This is a genomic window from Saccharibacillus deserti (genome assembly GCF_013618475.1).
GTDB classification, from domain to species: Bacteria; Bacillota; Bacilli; order Paenibacillales; family Paenibacillaceae; genus Saccharibacillus; species Saccharibacillus deserti.
In genome coordinates, this window is the sequence record NZ_JABJVN010000001.1 from 1,020,355 (window position 1) to 1,037,469 (window position 17,115).

The 17,115-nt window shown below is 55.4% G+C and carries 13 protein-coding genes; 8 read left to right on the forward strand and 5 right to left on the reverse strand.

All coding sequences use genetic code 11. From position 1 onward, the window contains the following. Positions 1–176: 176 nt before the first annotated feature. Entirely contained in the window at positions 177–1,064 is an 888-nt protein-coding gene (locus tag HOP44_RS04530) for an aldo/keto reductase (protein ID WP_172250932.1), read from the forward strand. Between the two features lie 97 nt (positions 1,065–1,161). Here the strand turns inward: HOP44_RS04530 and HOP44_RS04535 are convergent, their stop codons facing one another. Further along, complete coding sequence (locus HOP44_RS04535) at positions 1,162–2,292, reverse strand: AI-2E family transporter (protein ID WP_172250934.1); 1,131 nt, start codon at positions 2,290–2,292, stop codon at positions 1,162–1,164. An 81-nt stretch (positions 2,293–2,373) separates the two neighbouring features. Continuing rightward, entirely contained in the window at positions 2,374–2,964 is a 591-nt protein-coding gene (locus tag HOP44_RS04540; protein WP_172250936.1) for a TetR/AcrR family transcriptional regulator, read from the reverse strand. 172 nt (positions 2,965–3,136) lie between these two features. Between HOP44_RS04540 and HOP44_RS04545 the strand changes: the two genes are divergently transcribed. From HOP44_RS04545 to aguB, 3 genes are all read left to right on the forward strand, one after another. Continuing rightward, positions 3,137–4,084 (forward strand): ketopantoate reductase family protein, encoded by a 948-nt coding sequence (locus HOP44_RS04545; protein WP_172250938.1) that lies wholly within the window; start codon positions 3,137–3,139, stop codon positions 4,082–4,084. A 180-nt stretch (positions 4,085–4,264) separates the two neighbouring features. Continuing rightward, positions 4,265–5,299 (forward strand): agmatine deiminase family protein, encoded by a 1,035-nt coding sequence (locus tag HOP44_RS04550; protein WP_172250940.1) that lies wholly within the window; start codon positions 4,265–4,267, stop codon positions 5,297–5,299. Positions 5,300–5,359: 60 nt separating this feature from the next. Next, positions 5,360–6,241, forward strand: a complete 882-nt coding sequence (gene aguB / locus HOP44_RS04555) for an N-carbamoylputrescine amidase (RefSeq protein ID WP_172193820.1) — start codon at positions 5,360–5,362, stop codon at positions 6,239–6,241. Between the two features lie 129 nt (positions 6,242–6,370). Here aguB and HOP44_RS04560 read toward each other — a convergent pair whose 3' ends face one another. Further along, a complete protein-coding gene (locus tag HOP44_RS04560; protein WP_172250942.1) occupies positions 6,371–8,629 on the reverse strand; it encodes an ATP-binding protein in 2,259 nt (752 codons plus the stop codon). A 215-nt stretch (positions 8,630–8,844) separates the two neighbouring features. Between HOP44_RS04560 and HOP44_RS04565 the strand changes: the two genes are divergently transcribed. Together HOP44_RS04565 and yidC are read left to right on the forward strand one after the other, a co-directional pair. After that, positions 8,845–9,189: a hypothetical protein gene (locus HOP44_RS04565; RefSeq protein ID WP_172250944.1), complete on the forward strand. Its 345-nt coding sequence runs from the start codon at positions 8,845–8,847 to the stop codon at positions 9,187–9,189. Further along, entirely contained in the window at positions 9,132–10,187 is a 1,056-nt protein-coding gene (gene yidC / locus HOP44_RS04570; protein ID WP_172250946.1) for a membrane protein insertase YidC, read from the forward strand. The genes HOP44_RS04565 and yidC overlap by 58 nt, the downstream gene beginning before the upstream one ends. A gap of 129 nt (positions 10,188–10,316) precedes the next feature. On the opposite strand, the gene HOP44_RS04575 is transcribed toward yidC, so the two are convergent. After that, entirely contained in the window at positions 10,317–12,521 is a 2,205-nt protein-coding gene (locus HOP44_RS04575; RefSeq protein ID WP_172250948.1) for an anthranilate synthase component I, read from the reverse strand. Between the two features lie 360 nt (positions 12,522–12,881). Here HOP44_RS04575 and HOP44_RS04580 point away from each other — a divergent pair, with 360 nt between their 5' ends. Continuing rightward, entirely contained in the window at positions 12,882–13,925 is a 1,044-nt protein-coding gene (locus HOP44_RS04580; protein ID WP_172250949.1) for a cation diffusion facilitator family transporter, read from the forward strand. A gap of 97 nt (positions 13,926–14,022) precedes the next feature. Here HOP44_RS04580 and HOP44_RS04585 read toward each other — a convergent pair whose 3' ends face one another. Continuing rightward, entirely contained in the window at positions 14,023–14,412 is a 390-nt protein-coding gene (locus HOP44_RS04585; protein ID WP_425501805.1) for an ArsR/SmtB family transcription factor, read from the reverse strand. Positions 14,413–14,634: 222 nt separating this feature from the next. Between HOP44_RS04585 and HOP44_RS04590 the strand changes: the two genes are divergently transcribed. Next, entirely contained in the window at positions 14,635–16,947 is a 2,313-nt protein-coding gene (locus HOP44_RS04590; protein ID WP_172250950.1) for a heavy metal translocating P-type ATPase, read from the forward strand. The last annotated feature ends 168 nt before the right edge of the window (positions 16,948–17,115 follow it).

The window sequence follows — 17,115 nt, forward strand, 5'->3', positions numbered from 1 at the left end:
GTGCGAAACCGAACCTCTGAAGAGACAAGCGTTAAACGCTTGTCTCGTATAAAAAGTAGGCTTTCGTTCGTCTCCTCCTTTTCGAAATAATTTTGGAATGCGCTTTCTTTATAGGTTTTTCCGGGTAAAAAGAAAGAGGGCTTTAATTTGGGCGCCGAGACGAGGAGGATGTAAAAGTGGAGAAACGAACATATGGCAGTACAGGCATGGAGGTCAGCGTACTCGGTTTCGGAGCGTCCGAAATCGGCAGCGGCGTTTCGCAGCAGGATGTGGACAAGCTGCTTGGGAGCGCCATCGATGCCGGATTGAATATTATCGATACGGCCGAATGCTACGGAGACAGCGAGGAATTGATCGGCAGGTCGATCGCTCACCGCCGCGACGATTTCTACCTGTTCACCAAATGCGGCCATGCCGCCGGTATAGACGGACCGGACTGGGATCCCGTTACGCTTGCCGCGACGATCGACCGGAGTCTCAAGCGTCTGCAGGTGGACCATGTGGACATGATTCATCTGCACAGCTGCTCGGAAGAAGTACTGCGCCGAGGCGAAGTGATCGAAGTGCTGCAGCAGGCGAAAAAAGCGGGCAAAACCCGTTATATCGGCTACAGCGGCGATACCGCGGATGCTTTGTATGCGATCCGGACAGACGCGTTCGACAGTCTGGAAACGTCGCTGAACGTGGCGGATCAGGAAGCGATCGAACTGACGCTGCCGGAAGCGGTGAAGCGGAATATGGGCGTTACGATCAAACGTCCGATTGCCAATGCCGCCTGGCTGTTCGATACCGTGGAACCGTCGGATTATGCCTACGTGTATTGGAAACGGCTGCGCGATTTGAATTACGGGTTTCAGTCCCAAGAAGACTCTGTCGCGACCGCGCTGCGCTTTACGCTGTCGACGCCGGGCGTGCATACCGCGATCGTAGGCACGACGAAGCCGGACCGCTGGCATCAGAATGCCAAGCTGCTCGAAGCCGGTCCGCTGGAAGCCGAACGGTACGAAGAAATTGTCCGCCGCTGGCGGGAAATCGCACCCGCGGATTGGACCGGCCGAACCTGAGACTGCATACAAAAGCCCCCTGATTCCGCTCAAGCGGACAGGGGGCTTTTTTTATAAGCAAGAGTAGCTTCAAGCTCAAGCCTTCTTGTTCGAAGCGTCAGAGATACATCTGAGATCTCATCTTAAACCAGTCGAACACGTGATTCGCAAGTACTTTCAGTACCGCATAACCGGGAACGGCCACCAGAATGCCACCGACGCCGAAAAGATTGCCGGCGGTCAAAATGACGAAAATGATCGTAATGGGATGAATCTTAAGCGACTTGCCCATGATTTGCGGCGAAATGAATTTGCCTTCCACCAGCTGTACGACCGTCCAGACGATAACCATTTTGAGCAGCATGATAGGTGAAGTGACCGCCGCCACGATAAGAGCCGGCGTAATCGCGATCGCGGGACCGAGATACGGAACGATAGCGGTACACGCGGCAACGATTGCCAGAACGAGCGAATATTCAAGTCCGATAATCCGGTAGCCGATATAGAGGAGCACACCGATACACATGCTGACGATGATCTGACCGCGAATATACGAGCTGATCTGGTGATTCGTTTCTTTGAGAACGGTCAATGTGCCCGGACGGAGTTTGGTCGGGATAAAGCTCAAGATATAATCCGGCAGCTTATGTCCGTCTTTCAGCAGATAGAAGAGGATAAAAGGCAGCGTGACGATAGCCAGCACCAGTTCTTTGACTACGCCGAGAAGTCCTCCTATACCCGACCAGGTGTGATTGAGGATCGTGGTGGCCCGTTCGGAAAAGGTGCTGACGATCTCCTGCGTATTCAGACTGGTGGCCGTCTGGAATTGGGTGACCAGATCGCTGCCGATCCATTTCTCGAATTCGGTCTGGATCGTTTGGCTGTAGGCCGGGAAATTTTCGAAAAAGCCCAACAGCTGCTCGCGGATCACCGGCACGATCAAGATAATGATGGTAGTCAGAGCACCGATGACGAGCACATACAAACAGAGGATAGTATACACCCGTTTAACCTTTTTCTTTTCCATAAAATCGACGATCGGGTTGAGCAGGTAATAAACGACACCCGTCAGAATAATCGGCAAAACGATCGTCTTGACCAGTACCCACAGCGGATTGAAAATGAACGATATTTTGGAAAAGACGAGCACGTTTACGCCGACCAACAGCGCAATAAACAAAAACAGCACAAATTTGTTGTTCAGGAATAATCTTCGAAACCTTCCTGACCAGACTCTCGGTTGGTTCATTCGGCACTTCTCCATTCTTGGCTTAATCTTTCCGCACATTCTTTCTTAGTAAGCATACAAAACGCACAAAACCGACGCAAGTCAGCGGCGATCCGAAACGGACGTTTTTTCCGGCGGGTCTCCTTCGGCTCCGTAAAACCCGTGCATCTGCAGCAGCAGAGCCAGTTGTCCGACCATTTTGGCCGCCGGGTACGGCATGGAACGGATGATCCACCATTCGAACAGTCCGGAGATGGCTGTCGTTACGAATTGAACGGCGATTTCGCGGTTGATTCGCGCGTCATGAACGCGGAGGTCGAATTGTTGTTCCACGCCCTGCTGCAGCAGCGCGGATAACCGCAGGCGAAAAGCCGGCAGGCTGTCGCCCTGGATCAGTACCGAATAAACCTCGAACCGGCTCTCCAGATACTCGAACGTGCGCAGCATCGAAGTTTCGGGCGATTCGTCCGGACGGATCGGCCGGCAGCTTTCGTTCAACTGCTGAAGATAGGTGTCGATACACTGGTTCAGTAGATCGAATTTGTCTTCGAAATGCAGATACACGGTTCCGCGGTTGACGTCTGCGCGCTCGGCAATTTCCTGAATGGTGATCCGTTCGAATTTTTTTTCTTTGAGCAGTTCAATCAGCGCTTCGAATAATCCTTCTCTCGTTTTGCGAACGCGTCTGTCCATCGGTTTTTGGCTCCTTTACTGAACAAAGATAGGGGGCGTGTCGCGAAAACGACAAAAAGGCCCACATCAACGATTGCCGCTTGCCCGGATCTCGCTTACGTTAAAAATAATCAACAGCTGTTAAGGAATCAACATTTGTCGATAAATATACCGTAAAGCGAGAAGGAGAACAATGATGCGAATATTGATTTATGGAGCAGGCGTATTAGGAAGTGCAGTGGCCCATCTGCTGATGCAGGGCAAACACGAGGTGACGATGCTGGCAAGGGGAATAAGGGCGCAGCAGTTGGAACAAAGCGGATTGGTCATTCGGCATCATTTTCAAAAAAGAACAACAACAGATTGGCCGCGGGTCATTCGCAAGCTTGAAGCGGACGATCGGTATGATCTGATCTTTACGGTAATGAAATATTCGGATCTCGAAGCGGTACTGCCGAATCTGGCGGACAATATAAGCGAGAACATCGTCATGATCGGCAATAATCCCGATATCGCGGCGACGGAAGCGGGGATTCAGCGGTTGGCCGGCGGACGGAAACGACTGTCGTTCGGTTTTCAGCTTGGAGGCGGCATCCGCAGAGAAGACGGAACCGTCATATCGATCCAAACCGGCGCGGGAAAACTTATTGTGGGAGCTCTGAACGGAGAAATTGAATTTCTGCTTCTTCTTCAGCAGGCATTTGCCGACAGCCGCTGCAAACTTGTCATTCACAGCAATATCGATGCCTGGCTCAAAACTCATATGATCTCGGTCGTGCCGCTGGCCGCCGCATGGAGCAGCCGGGGAGGCGACGTCAAAGGGGTAGCGAGCGACAGGGTACTGCTGCGGCAGGTGGTCGAGGCGATGGCGGAAGGGTTGGAGCTGCTCGAAGCCGCCGGCTATCCGGCGGTGCCGGCACTGCAGGCCCAAATCATCCGCCGGCACAAAGCTGCGGTACGCGTGCTGCTAAGTTTGTATCATCGGCTGCCGGCTGCGCGGTTGATCGACGGTTCTTTTGCGGAAATCGAAAGTTTGGACGCTGTTTTCCGCGGATGGGCGCAAACTCAGGGACAAACGGCACCGGCGTGGAACCGCCTGCTCCAGGAAGCGCAAAACCATAGACAGGTCATTTCGAACTAAAAAAATCATTAAATGAAAAATTCACAATAACAAAAACAAAAAAAACTAGAAAAAGGAAGCAGCCGGCACCGCCTTTTTACGCAAACAACCTTTGAATAAAGGCTGAACTTATTGTATGATGGTGTTCGCGAATAAGAGGTTTTTTGCGCGATCATTTTCCAGGCAAGGGGACGACTAACGATGAATCCGAAAGCTCTTCATTATACAATGCCCGCCGAGTGGGCCCCGCACGAACGCACGATGCTGTCCTGGCCGATCCAATCTTCGATGGTATATCCGGACAATTACGAAGAAGTCTGCGGCGGTTACGCCGAACTGGTCAAAGCGATTGCCGAGTTCGAACCGGTCACGCTGATCGTGAATCCGGAAGACGAGGAGCGGCTGCGTCCGATCTTCGCCGGACATCCGGTCGAACTGCTGGCGATTGCCCATAACGACGCCTGGCTGCGGGACAATGGTCCGACGATCGTCGTGAACGAAGACGGCGAGCGAGCCGGCATCAACTGGGGCTTCAATGCCTGGGGCGGCAAGTACTCGCCCTGGGATCTGGACGACGCGGTAGCACCGGCGGTGCTCGAGCATCTGGGACTGCGCCGGTTCGACGCACCGCTCGTGCTTGAAGGCGGTTCGATCCATGTCGACGGAGAAGGTACGCTGCTGACCACGGAAGAATGCCTGCTGAACGAGAACCGCAATCCTTCGCTGAGCCGCGAGGAGATCGAACGTTACGTCCGAGAATTCACCAATGTCGAGAAGATCATCTGGCTGAACCGCGGGCTGGCCGGCGACGAGACGGACGGTCATGTCGACAACGCCGCCTGTTTCGCCGCGCCGGGCAAAGTCATCATCCAGGTCTGCGACGATCCGGAGGACGACAATTACGCGATTACGCAGGAGAACCTGCGTATTCTGGAACAATCGACAGATGCACGCGGACGCCGGCTCGAGATCGTCAAGATCCAGCAGCCGCCCCATACCGAATATGAAGGCAGCCGCCTGACCCTCAGCTACCTGAACTTTTACTTCGTTAACGGAGGCATTATTCTGCCGGTCTTCGGCGGAGCCGCCGAGGAGACCGACCGTCTGGCCGAAGAAGTGCTCCAGCAAACGTTCCCCGACTACCGGATTCGTACCGTCGACGGTATGGCCGTGATCCGTGAAGGCGGCAACGTGCACTGCACCACCCAGCAGATTCCGGCGGGACGCCAAAACTAAATATCGAAGAACGAATCGACCATAGAGAACCGTAAATCGAGAGGAGAAGTGAATTTCCCCATGAGAAAAGTGAAAGTGGCCGCAACCCAGATGAGCTGCACTTGGGACATCGACGACAATATCCGCAAAGCCGAAGCACTGGTGCGCAAAGCGGCGGCGGAAGGCGCACAGGTCATCCTGCTGCAGGAATTGTTCGAGACGCCTTATTTCTGCCAAAAAGAAAAAGCCGAATACTATCAGTACGCAACGGAACTCGAGAGCAACAAAGCGATCCACCATTTCAAGCAGATCGCCAAAGAGCTGGAAGTCGTACTGCCGATCAGCTTCTATGAAAAGAAAAACTATGCCCGCTACAACGCGCTCGCGATGATCGACGCGGACGGCGAGATCATGGGCACGTATCGCAAAAGCCATATTCCGGACGGACCGGGTTACGAAGAGAAATTCTACTTCAATCCGGGCGATACCGGCTTCAAAGTATGGAATACCCGCTACGGCAAAATCGGCGTCGGCATCTGCTGGGATCAATGGTATCCCGAAGCCGCCCGCGCCATGGCGCTGATGGGCGCGGAGATCCTGCTGTACCCGACCGCGATCGGGTCCGAGCCGCAGGACAGCTCGATCGACTCCAAAGACCATTGGCAGGCGTGCATGCTCGGTCATGCCGGTTCCAATCTGATTCCGGTCATCGCGTCCAACCGGATCGGTCCGGAGAGCGACGAAGATTCGTCGATCAACTTCTACGGCTCCTCGTTTATCGCGGGACCGCGCGGCAGCAAAATCGTCGAAGCCAGCCGTGACCAAGAAGAAGTGCTGACCGCCGAATTCGACCTCGACCAGCTCGAGATCGACCGCATCGAGTGGGGCGTTTTCCGCGACCGGAGACCGGAACTGTACGGCGTGCTGGCCACGTACGACGGCGAACGGAAAATGGGGCAGTAAGCCTCCGCATTTGAACGAGCAAAAGCCGTCCCTTCTGCAGAAGGGACGGCTTTTTTTGAGTGTTATTCTTGACGGCCGCAAGCTCAAGGATTGGCTGCCTGCACGTATTCGCTGCGGGCTAACCTTCTTTTAAACTTCCTGGTCCCAATCGGAGAGAGCAGCCGTTTCTTCGGGCATGGCCGGCAGATACAGGGTGAATGTACTGCCTGAGCCTTCCCGGCTCTCAAGCGTCATGCAGCCGCCGAGCAGACGGGCGAATTCCCGGCAGATCGACAAGCCGAGTCCGGTTCCGCCATACATGCGCTCCGTGCCGCCGTCCGCCTGACGAAACGCTTCGAAAATCATCTCGCGTTTGTCTTCGGCAATACCGATTCCCGTATCGCAGACCGTAACGGAGATCGCGGGCCTGTTTTCGGAAGCGCCGGGTGCGGAGCAGGGCAGCTTGGAAGCGGACACGGTTTGCACCGTGCACGATACTTTGCCTTTTTGCGTAAACTTGAAAGCATTGGAGAGCAGATTTTTGAGGATCTGCTGCAGTCTTTTGCCATCGGTATAGAAAAATTCGGGAACATCTTCGGCAACCGATATTTCGAATTCCAGGTTTTTTTGTCGGGCGGTCGCTTCGAATCCGTAGCGGGCAAGTTCGGAGAAATCATGCAGCGACACGGCTTCGCGCGTAATCTCCAGCATGCCGGCTTCCACTTTTGACAGATCCAGAACATCATTGACAATGTTCAGAAGCTCCTGCCCCGAACGGTTGATGATTTCGGCATAACTTTTGTCTTCGCTTTCGGCATATTCGGGATTCTCCGCAATCAATTGGGACAAGATCAGGATACTGTTGAGAGGCGTCCGAAGTTCGTGCGACATATTGGCCAAAAATTCGGATTTGTATTGGGAAGAGCGGCGCAGTTCTTCGGCGGTCGCTTCCAGCTCCTGCTTCGCGTCGAGCAGTTCGCGGCGGCTGTTTTCGGCCTGGGCGTACTGCTGTTTGAGGCGGACGTTGACGGAACGCAGTTCGTGCTGCTGGGTCTGAAGCTCTTCGGTCAGCATCTGCGATTCCCGAAGCAGCCGTTCCACTTCCGTACGGCCCGATATGTTCTGCAGCGCAATGCCGAGGGTCGAACGGAGCTGCCTGATCAGTTCGCGGTGCAGGGGAGAGAAGGTCTGCAGCGAAGCGAATTCCACGACCGCTTCGATCCGGTCGTCGGCTTCGATCGGTACGACCCAGAGCTGCCGCGGACGGAATTCCGCGTTTCCCGTCCGAAGCATGCCTTCGTAGCTTTCGGGAATATCGATCAGAATTTCGCGGCCGTCGTGAGCGGCCTGCCCGACCAGACCTTCGCCGATTTCGAAGTGCGGCCGGGTATCCGACGGACTGCCGTCGGCATAAGACGCGAGGCGGGAGAAGCGGGTCTGTCCGTTCTTGTATTCGCGAATATAGAACAATCCGGAAGATGCGTTTACGGCCGGAGCCACGATCGACAAAAACATACGTGCAAGCATATCCCGATCGGATACTTGATGATACAGAAGTACCAGCTCGTTGAGACGGGTCTGAAGCCAATTGTTTTCTTCGATGCGCTGATTCGATTCGCGGACCCTGCGGTTATGGTCTTCAAGCGCATCGAGCATATGATTGTAACCCCGCGTGATATCGCTGATCTCGTCGTCATTTTCCACCTGCAAACGGGACATTTTCTCGACGGCGCCCGGATCGAAACGATCCATGACGTCCGTAATACGGCGCAGGCTGCGTCCCGTTCCCCGGATCACCCACAATGCGCAGGCCACTCCGATCAGAATAATCGCGAGAGCGGAGATGGCGCTGACGACCAGAATCTGATTGAACCGGTCGTCCGCTTCCTGCTGCGCCCGTTTCATTTTTTCTTCCTGCATCCCCGTGTAATTCCCCAGATTACGCAGCAAATTGGTGCGTATGCCCTGCGCTTCTTCGACGAACAACACGGCCGCGGTTTGGGATCTGCCCTGTTCGAGTGCTGTATTTATGCGCTTCACAACTTCCATATAACGGTCCATCCCTTGCTGGATCGAATCGAGCAGACCCGCATTGGCATCGCTACCGACGTGGAGCTGAAGATACGATAGATGCGTATAGGCAGCCGAACTGCGTCTGGCGATCAGGGAAGTATGCATCGTGACCTGCCGGGAATCGGTTTCGTTGAGGAGATAGCCTACCTCGCTGTCGAGATAGGAGAAGTTGTTGCGAAACGCGGCCGAGCGGCTGACCTTTTCATAGCGCTCGTCCATGATCTCCGACAAATTTTGCCGAACTCCGTCGAGCATGGCGGCCAGTACAAACAGCAGAATCATCAGCGCGAACAGAATCGTTCCGAAGCCGAGCAGCTGTTTTTTTCGATAGCTCATCATGGCTCTTCCTGCTTTCCGGTTCAAATTGAAATGGCTCTACACGTTTTTACCTTAAAGCCGGGTTCTTGAAGCAATGCGACGTGAGCTTTGTGACAAGAAACAGCAGGGAGAGGAACACGGCAGAGAGAAGGAATATACAAGCGCAGCGAGATATGTTACAATATTCACAATTAAAGAATCATTAATTTGAACGGCGAAAGGAGGTGAATCCTTTGTTGGATCTTCAAGATCTGCTCCCCTATTTATTTTCAGTCAGCCTGCTGCTGGTGCTGCGTTATTTCTATCTGCTGTTTCTGTACGGCGGACTCCGGATCCGGTGGATCGAACTCAACAACTACGATTACCGCTGTTCGTTCCTCTCGATTCCGGCACTCGGCAGCGGCAGCTCGCCTTCAAGGCTCAGCCGGATGATTAGACGCCGCGAAGCCCCGGATGAAGACGGCGGCGACTGCTTTTTCCTATTCGATGACATTCAGTCCAATCGATTAGGAGGAGCAGTATGGAACAGGGAAAAGGATTCATTTTCGGCTCGAAACAAGGCAAATTTATCGCTTTAACGGTCCTGATCGGAATGATGGTCTTATTGTCCGGCTGCGGCGTGCAGAGCGGCGAGATCACAAGCAGCACACCGGGATTTTTTAATCACTATATCGTGTTTCCGATTTCTTATCTGATTCAGCATCTGGCGGGATGGTTTGGTGGAAGCTACGGGATCGGCATCATCTCGATTACCCTGATCGTGCGAACCGTATTGTTCCCGCTGATGATGCGGCAGGCGCGTTCCCAACAGCAGATGAAGATCAAGATGAGCGTCATGCAGCCGGATCTCGACGAGTTGAAAAAGAAGTACGAAAACAAAAAAGATGCCGAGCAGCAAAAACAAATGCAGCAGGAAATGATGGCCATCTATCAAAAACACAGCTTCAACCCGCTCAATATCGGCTGTTTGCCCATCTTGATTCAGCTTCCCATTCTGTCGGGGCTGTATACGGCGATCCGCTTGACTCCGGAATTGTCCACCCATTCGTTCTGGTGGTTCAAGCTGGGGCAGCCGGATTGGATCATGGCGGTTCTGGTCGCTATTTTGTATCTGGGCCAAGCGAAAATTTCGCAGTACAGCATGACGCCGGAGCAGCGCAAACAGATGGCGATCATGGCTTATATCTCCCCGCTGATGATGCTCTTCTTCTCATTCAGCGCTCCGGCCGCCATGCCGCTGTACTGGATGGCGAGCGGCACATTCCTGCTGCTGCAGACGCTACTGTTCCGCAAAATGTATCCGACCGACCCGGACACGATCGCGGCCATGCAGGCCCAAGCGGCGCTGCCAAAGCCCGAGCAGCCGGGTAAACCGGGCCCGGGTCAACCCCGCAGCCCAAAAGCAAAAGGTCAAACTCCGCAGAACGGAAAACAGGCAGTGGGTCTGCCGTCGTCCAAAACGTCCGGCGCGACGCGTTCGGCCCAATCGGCCAAGACCTCCGGCAGGAATAGAGAGACGGCGAAGCGGTCAGGAAGCAAGCCGGGCGAAAAAATGAAAAAGCCGGCCAAAGCCTAAGACAACAATAAGCGGCGTTTGGCCTGCACGAATCCCGGAAACCCCAACAAAAGCCCTGCACGGATACTTCAATCCGGTGCAGGGCTTTTTGGGTATGGGGGAGTCTGGTCCAACAACCGTGACCCAAGGTCAGCGTACAGTCGATCCGTTCAAACTCACCGCACGCATGAAGTTGCCGATGATCTGATGTCCGATCCGGCCTTCTGCCGTCAACAGCGACTCGGGATGGAATTGCACGGCGTAAACCGGCAGTTCCCGATGTCGGATTCCCATGACGACGCCGTCTTCGGAGCGGGCTGTTATTTCGAGACATTCCGGCATCCGCTCGGCATGCAGCGAATGGTAGCGGCCCACTTTGAACGGCTCTTCGATGCCGTCGAACAGCGGACAGTCTGCCGACGCGCTGACTTGGGCCGGTTTGCCGTGCTGCGGAATATCCAGGATCCCCAGCATGCCTCCGTAATATTCGACGATGCCTTGAAGACCGAGGCAGACCCCGAACAGAGGCAGTTCCCGTTCCGCCGCGAGATCCAGAACCTCACGCATCCGGAAATCGTCCGGACGTCCCGGTCCGGGAGACAATACGACCGCATCGAACGCTTCGCTGCCTCGCAGGGTACGCAGGGCGGCGGCGGTCCGAAGAACCAGCACTTCCGCTCCCGTTTCCTTGAAGTAACCGGCGAGCGTATGCACGAACGAATCCTCGTGATCGACGAACAGCAGCCGTTTGCCGATGCCGGGTGCCGGGCGGGCGCTGTCGGCAGCCGAGAGATCCGAGGCCGCACGGGCGGGCTGCAGGCCGCGGACCGCTTTGATCAATGCGGCGCCTTTGGTCAGCGTTTCTTCTTCTTCCTCGGCGGGAATCGAATCGTACAGCAGCGTCGCGCCAACCCGGATTTCCGCTGTGCCTTGGCGGATACGGATGGTGCGCAGGGTCAGGCCGGTATTGAGGCCGCCGTCGAAGCTGTAGAAGCCTACCGCGCCTCCGTACCAGTCGCGCGGGGAATCTTCATGGTCTTCGATCCAGCGGATCGCCGCTTTTTTGGGAGCGCCGGTAACCGTTACCGCCCACATATGGGTCATGAACGCATCCAGGGCGTCGTTTCCTTCACGAAGGGTGCCTTCCACATGGTCGACCGTATGGAACAGATGCGAATACGTCTCGATCTGGCGGTGTCCGATGACGTTGACCGAACCCGGCTCGCATACGCGGGATTTGTCGTTGCGGTCTACATCCGTGCACATATTCAGCTCGGCTTCGTCTTTGCGCGAATTGAGCAGTTTGCGGATCTGCTCCGCGTCTTCGATCGGCGAAGCGCCGCGTTTGATCGTGCCCGAGATCGGACAGGTTTCCATCCGTCTGCCTTCGACGCGTACATACATTTCCGGGGAAGACCCGACCAGATGCTCGCTGCCGAGGTTGACGATAAAACCGTACGGACTCGGATTGATCGCGCTCAGCCGTTCGAATACGACGGAAGGCGAATCCGGGCACGGTTCGTAGATCGTCTGGGTCGGGACGACTTCGAACAGATTGCCGACTTTGAACTGCTCGATCGCCGTATCGACGAGGCTCGCATAGCGTCCCGGTACATAGGCCGGAAGCTGCGACCGGTCGACACCGGGAACGATCGCGGCGGTCGACGGCGTCGAGCGGTCCAGTCCTTCGGTCGAACGTCCGTCCAGAGCGAAATCGTAGCTCAGGCTGTAAGCCTGATCCTGCTGGCGGTCGACAATCACAATCTCGTCCGGCAGATACAACACGACATCGGGGCGTTCCAGGGTACGCTCGTGCTTGAGTTCCATCGGCTCGAACTGGAAGACCAGGTCGTAGCCGAAGGCGCCGTACAGGCCGAGCTGCGAATCTTCCGGAGCTTCCAGCGCTTCCTTGATGCTGCGCACCAAAGTGAAGATCGACGGGCGGCGTGTCCGATCTTCTTCCGACAGCATCTCGTCTTCGTCTTCCCGATGAAGAATGGAACCCGAGATCAGCCGGCCCTCGCGGCTCAGATCAAATACGGGATCGGCGGCAAGGCGGCCGTGCAGGAAATCGAGCAGCAGATCGCCGCGTTCGTTAAGAGCCTGAATCTCAAAAAGACCGCGCGAAGAGCGCAGCTCGATCGGCGGATTCAAAAAACCGACGTCCCATCTCGAATAGCGGCCCGGAAATTCATAACCGCTCGTGAACAGGGCGCCCCGTTGGGTATCGATGGCGGCAAGAATGGAAGAAATGGCCTCCGAAGAATCGAGAGGGGTCAGGGTACGGGTTACTTGAAGTTGGCCCCGCGTGGCGTAGGTCGCCTGCTGGGGGGATAGGGTGGCTTTAAATTTCACTTTTTCTCCTCCTTGGGTACGTAAAAGGTTGGAGAGAAAAGAGAAAGAAAGTGTGATGGATATGCGATTGAAAAGGGGTCTCGGCTCCGCTCAACTTGTCTCTGCTCTAGTCTCTGCTCCGGCTCTGCTCCGGCTCTGCTGTCGGACATGAATACTCTCGGTCATACGTGCGGACTCTTCCGCGGCCATCCGGCTCTCCGGACTTATGGGAAATCATACCGGGTCGGCGGGTAGGTTGTCAATGGCGGAGCCTGTTTCGCGTGGCTTTGATCCGAAAAAAGGTTGCAAGCGGCGAAAAAGAAGCATACAATAAACATATGAACAGCTGCTCATATGTTTATTCGGAAGGGGGCGGAGAAGATGAATCGATCCGAAGAACAAACGATAGACACAGCTCACACTTCACATCATGTACACGGTCACAGTCGCGCACAGGGTCACAACCATGCACACGGCCATTCGCACGGCAGCGGGGGACACACGCACGGAGCCAACAAGAAAGCGCTCAAGCTGTCCTTTTTCCTCATTGCCGCCTACATGGTCGTCGAGGTTGTCGGAGGTCTGCTGACAAACAGCCTCGCGCTGCTGTCCGATGCGGGGCACATGCTCAGCGACGCGGCGGCGCTCGGTTTCAGTCTGCTGGCAATGATCTGGGGAGAACGCCGGGCGAGCAGCGCCAAGACTTACGGGTACAAACGCTTTGAAGTTTTGGCTGCGCTTCTCAACGGGCTCGCACTGATCGGGATTTCGCTCTACATTTTCTATGAAGCGTTCCAGCGTTTCTCCGATCCGCCGAGCGTCATGAGTTCGGGGATGCTGACCATTGCCGTAATCGGGCTGCTGGTCAATATCGCCGCCGCCTATATCTTGATGGGCGGAGACACTTCGGGAAATCTGAATTTGCGGAGCGCTTTCCTGCATGTGATCGGCGATCTGCTGGGCTCCGTCGGCGCGATCGCCGCGGCGATTCTGATCATGGCGTTCGATTGGAGGTTGGCTGATCCTCTCGCAAGCGTCATAGTCGCCGTCCTGGTCCTGTTCAGTGCTTACCGGATTACGCGCGATTCGATCCATATTCTGATGGAAGGCACGCCTGCGGGTTACGATACCGACGAAGTCCGCCGTGGACTTACCGAAATTCCGGGAGTGGTGGAGGTGCACGATCTGCATATCTGGTCGCTTTCTTCCGATACTCCGCTGCTGAGTACCCATCTCGTATTGGACGATCAAGCCGACCGTTTCGAAGTCATGGATCGAGCGCGCCGTCTTCTGACCGAAGAATTCGCTATCGCGCATATTACGATTCAGCTCGACCTGCCCGGCAGCGTCTGCGGAGTAAGCGACGAAGAGTCGGCTTCCTCCGTACCTACGCACGGCCGAAAAGCGGAGAACCCGCAGATTTGAGCCTATTTTCGCTTCGGCGGAGTATCAAAAAAAGGAAGCCTCTGCCCAGAGGCTTCCTTTTTCGTTTATGCGGTCGAACCGATTCATTTCGTCTGGATCAGCCGTGTTTCAAGTGCTGAAGAGTCTGGGCGAAAATTTCTTCCACATGCCGGTCGTCAAGCGAGTAGAAAACCGTTTTGCCGACTTTTCTCCGTTTGACGATCCGGGTATTGCGCAGATAGCGGAGCTGGTGGGAGACCGCCGACTGCGTCATATCGAGCACAATGCACAGATCGTGCACGCAGAGTTCTTTTTGCAGCATCGCATAGATCAGTCTGACCCGCGTCGGGTCGCCGAGCGCTTTGAACATTTCGGCCATATCGACAGCGGTGGAATCGTCCACAAAGTTCTCCTTGATCCGCACCAACGTATCGTGGGGAGCGGCACTGTCCGCGCCATCGTGTCCGCATTCATCCATCGTGTCCTCGCGCAGCGTTTCCTGTGTCACGCTTCATCACCTTCCCGTATGCGTCGTGTATCCATTATAACAAAAATCGTTGGGATTACGAATACGCTTTTTGAGCGTAAAACTTTTGACTTTGATCAGCAGGGGGTCTATAATCGGGTTAATACATGAACATATGCTCATATATAATTCGTAACTGTTTTGAATAGCGCCGCATGCCGTAAAGCCTGACCCACAGATCAAAGACGAACCGGAGGGATAACGATGGGAACCGCAGCAGAAAATGTGAAGCGGGAATGGGTGCTCGAAGGTTTGGATTGTGCGAACTGTGCGCTCAAGATCGAAAACAGCGTGCAGAAAATGCCCGGAGTGGCGTCGTGTTCGCTCAATTTTGTCAATAAGACGCTTACGTTCGAAACCGTTTCGGCGGCGGAAACAGAAGTGAATTCCAAAACGGCGGCCACAATCAAAAAGCTCGAGCCGCATGTCCGCATTCTCGTCAAAGGAACCGGACAGTCCGTCGATGCTGCGGGGCGTATTCTTCCGGTGAATGCCGCTGCGGGAGTCGGTGCCGCGCCTGTGGGCGGTTTGCACGGAGGAGGCCGCAGCGAGGATCCCACGGCCGATGCTGCGGACCATGACCATGCCGGGCATACGCACGATCATGGAGGAGCCGCGTCCCAGAAAAAGATGATCGCAAGACTGGTCGCCGGAGCCGCGCTGATGGCTGCAGCTATGCTGGTCCCGCTCGGCGCCGGCGCCGAACTGACACTGTTCCTGCTGGCCTATCTTATCGTCGGCGGGGATGTGCTGCTGCAGGCGGTGAAAAATATCGTTCGGGGCCAGGTATTCGACGAGTATTTTCTGATGTCGGTAGCGACTATCGGCGCATTTGCTATCGGGCAGTACCCCGAAGGCGTAGCCGTTATGCTGTTTTATCAGGTCGGCGAATATTTTCAAAGTCTGGCCGTTAACCGCTCGCGCAAATCGATCACTTCGCTGCTTCAGGTACGCCCCGATTATGCCAATCTGCAGACGGAAGGAGAGACGAAGCGGGTCCGTCCCGAAATGGTCGGAATCGGCGCTATCGTTCTCGTTCGTCCCGGCGAGAAAGTGCCGCTGGACGGAAAGGTCGCAGAAGGTTCTTCCATGGTGGATACGTCTGCGCTGACAGGGGAGTCCGTTCCGCGCGTGGTGAAGGCGGGAGACGAAGTGCTGGGCGGATTCATCAACAAAAACGGGGTGCTGACGGTCGAAGTCCTGCGCACGTTCGGCGAATCGTCCGTAGCCAAAATTCTCGAGCTGGTTGAAAATGCGGCCGGCCGCAAAGCGCCGACCGAGACTTTTATCAACAAATTTGCCCGCGGTTATACGCCGGTTGTGGTCCTTACCGCGCTGCTGCTTGCTATTGTGCCTCCGCTTGTCGTTCCAGCCGCGGAATTCTCCGACTGGGTCTACCGGGCTTTGATCTTCCTCGTCATTTCTTGTCCTTGCGCTCTCGTCGTCTCGATCCCGCTCGGTTTCTTCGGCGGGATCGGCGCGGCTTCCAAACAAGGAATCCTGGTCAAAGGCGGGAATTATCTCGAAGCGCTGAACGATGTCAAATACGTCGTGTTCGACAAGACGGGAACGCTGACCCGGGGCAGCTTCAAAGTAACGGAGATTGTTCCTGCAGAAGGTTTTTCCGCCAAGCAACTGCTGGAAACGGCGGCTTATGCCGAACTCCATTCCGGTCATCCGATCGCCGATTCGATTCGCGAAGCGTACGGACAGGAGCCGGACAAGAATCAACTGCACGATTACGAAGAAGTGTCCGGCCACGGGATTCGCGCGAAGCGAAACGGACAGACGATTCTGGCGGGCAACGGAAGACTGATGCGTGCCGAAGGTATTGCTTTCGATGAACCCGAGAACGCGGGAACGGTTGTCCATGTGGCGGCGGACGGACGTTATGCCGGACGGATTGTAATCGCGGACGAGATCAAGCCTGACGCCGCGGAAGCGATCCGCGGGCTCAAAGCTCTCGGCATCCGCCGGACGATCATGCTGACCGGAGATGCGAGAAGCGTAGCCGATCAAGTGGGCCGCCGTCTGGGGATCGACGAAGTCTACGCGGAGCTTCTGCCCGAAGACAAAGTCGAACAGATCGAGAAACTGGACAGAGCCAAATCGCCGAAAGAGAAAATTCTGTTTATCGGCGACGGAATCAATGATACGCCGGTGCTGGCACGGGCCGATATCGGTGCCGCCATGGGTGGATTAGGCTCGGATGCCGCGATCGAAGCGGCCGATGTGGTCATTATGACCGATGAGCCTTCCAAGCTTGTGACGGCAATCGGCATCGCCAAACGGACACGCCGGATCGTTTGGCAGAACATCGTATTCGCGCTTGGGGTCAAAGCCGTATTTCTGATCCTGGGAGCTTTCGGTATTGCGACGATGTGGGAAGCCGTGTTCTCGGATGTTGGCGTGACGCTGATTGCGGTCCTCAATGCCATGCGTGTACTGCGCTTTGATCAAAGCGCAGTCCCAACGGCCGGGCATGCCGAAGCGGCCGGCCGATCGGCTCAAGCCTGATCGCCGGCACACACGTATACGTGCGCAGCGTAATCTGTCCATAGATCTACCCGAATAACCGCCTGGTCAGCCGACCGGGCGGTTATTCGGGTTTTTCTTGTGGCCGGTATTGTTGGCACTGGATTTCCGGCCTGAAACCCGTTAACCTAACAATAATCCCGCTGGGGA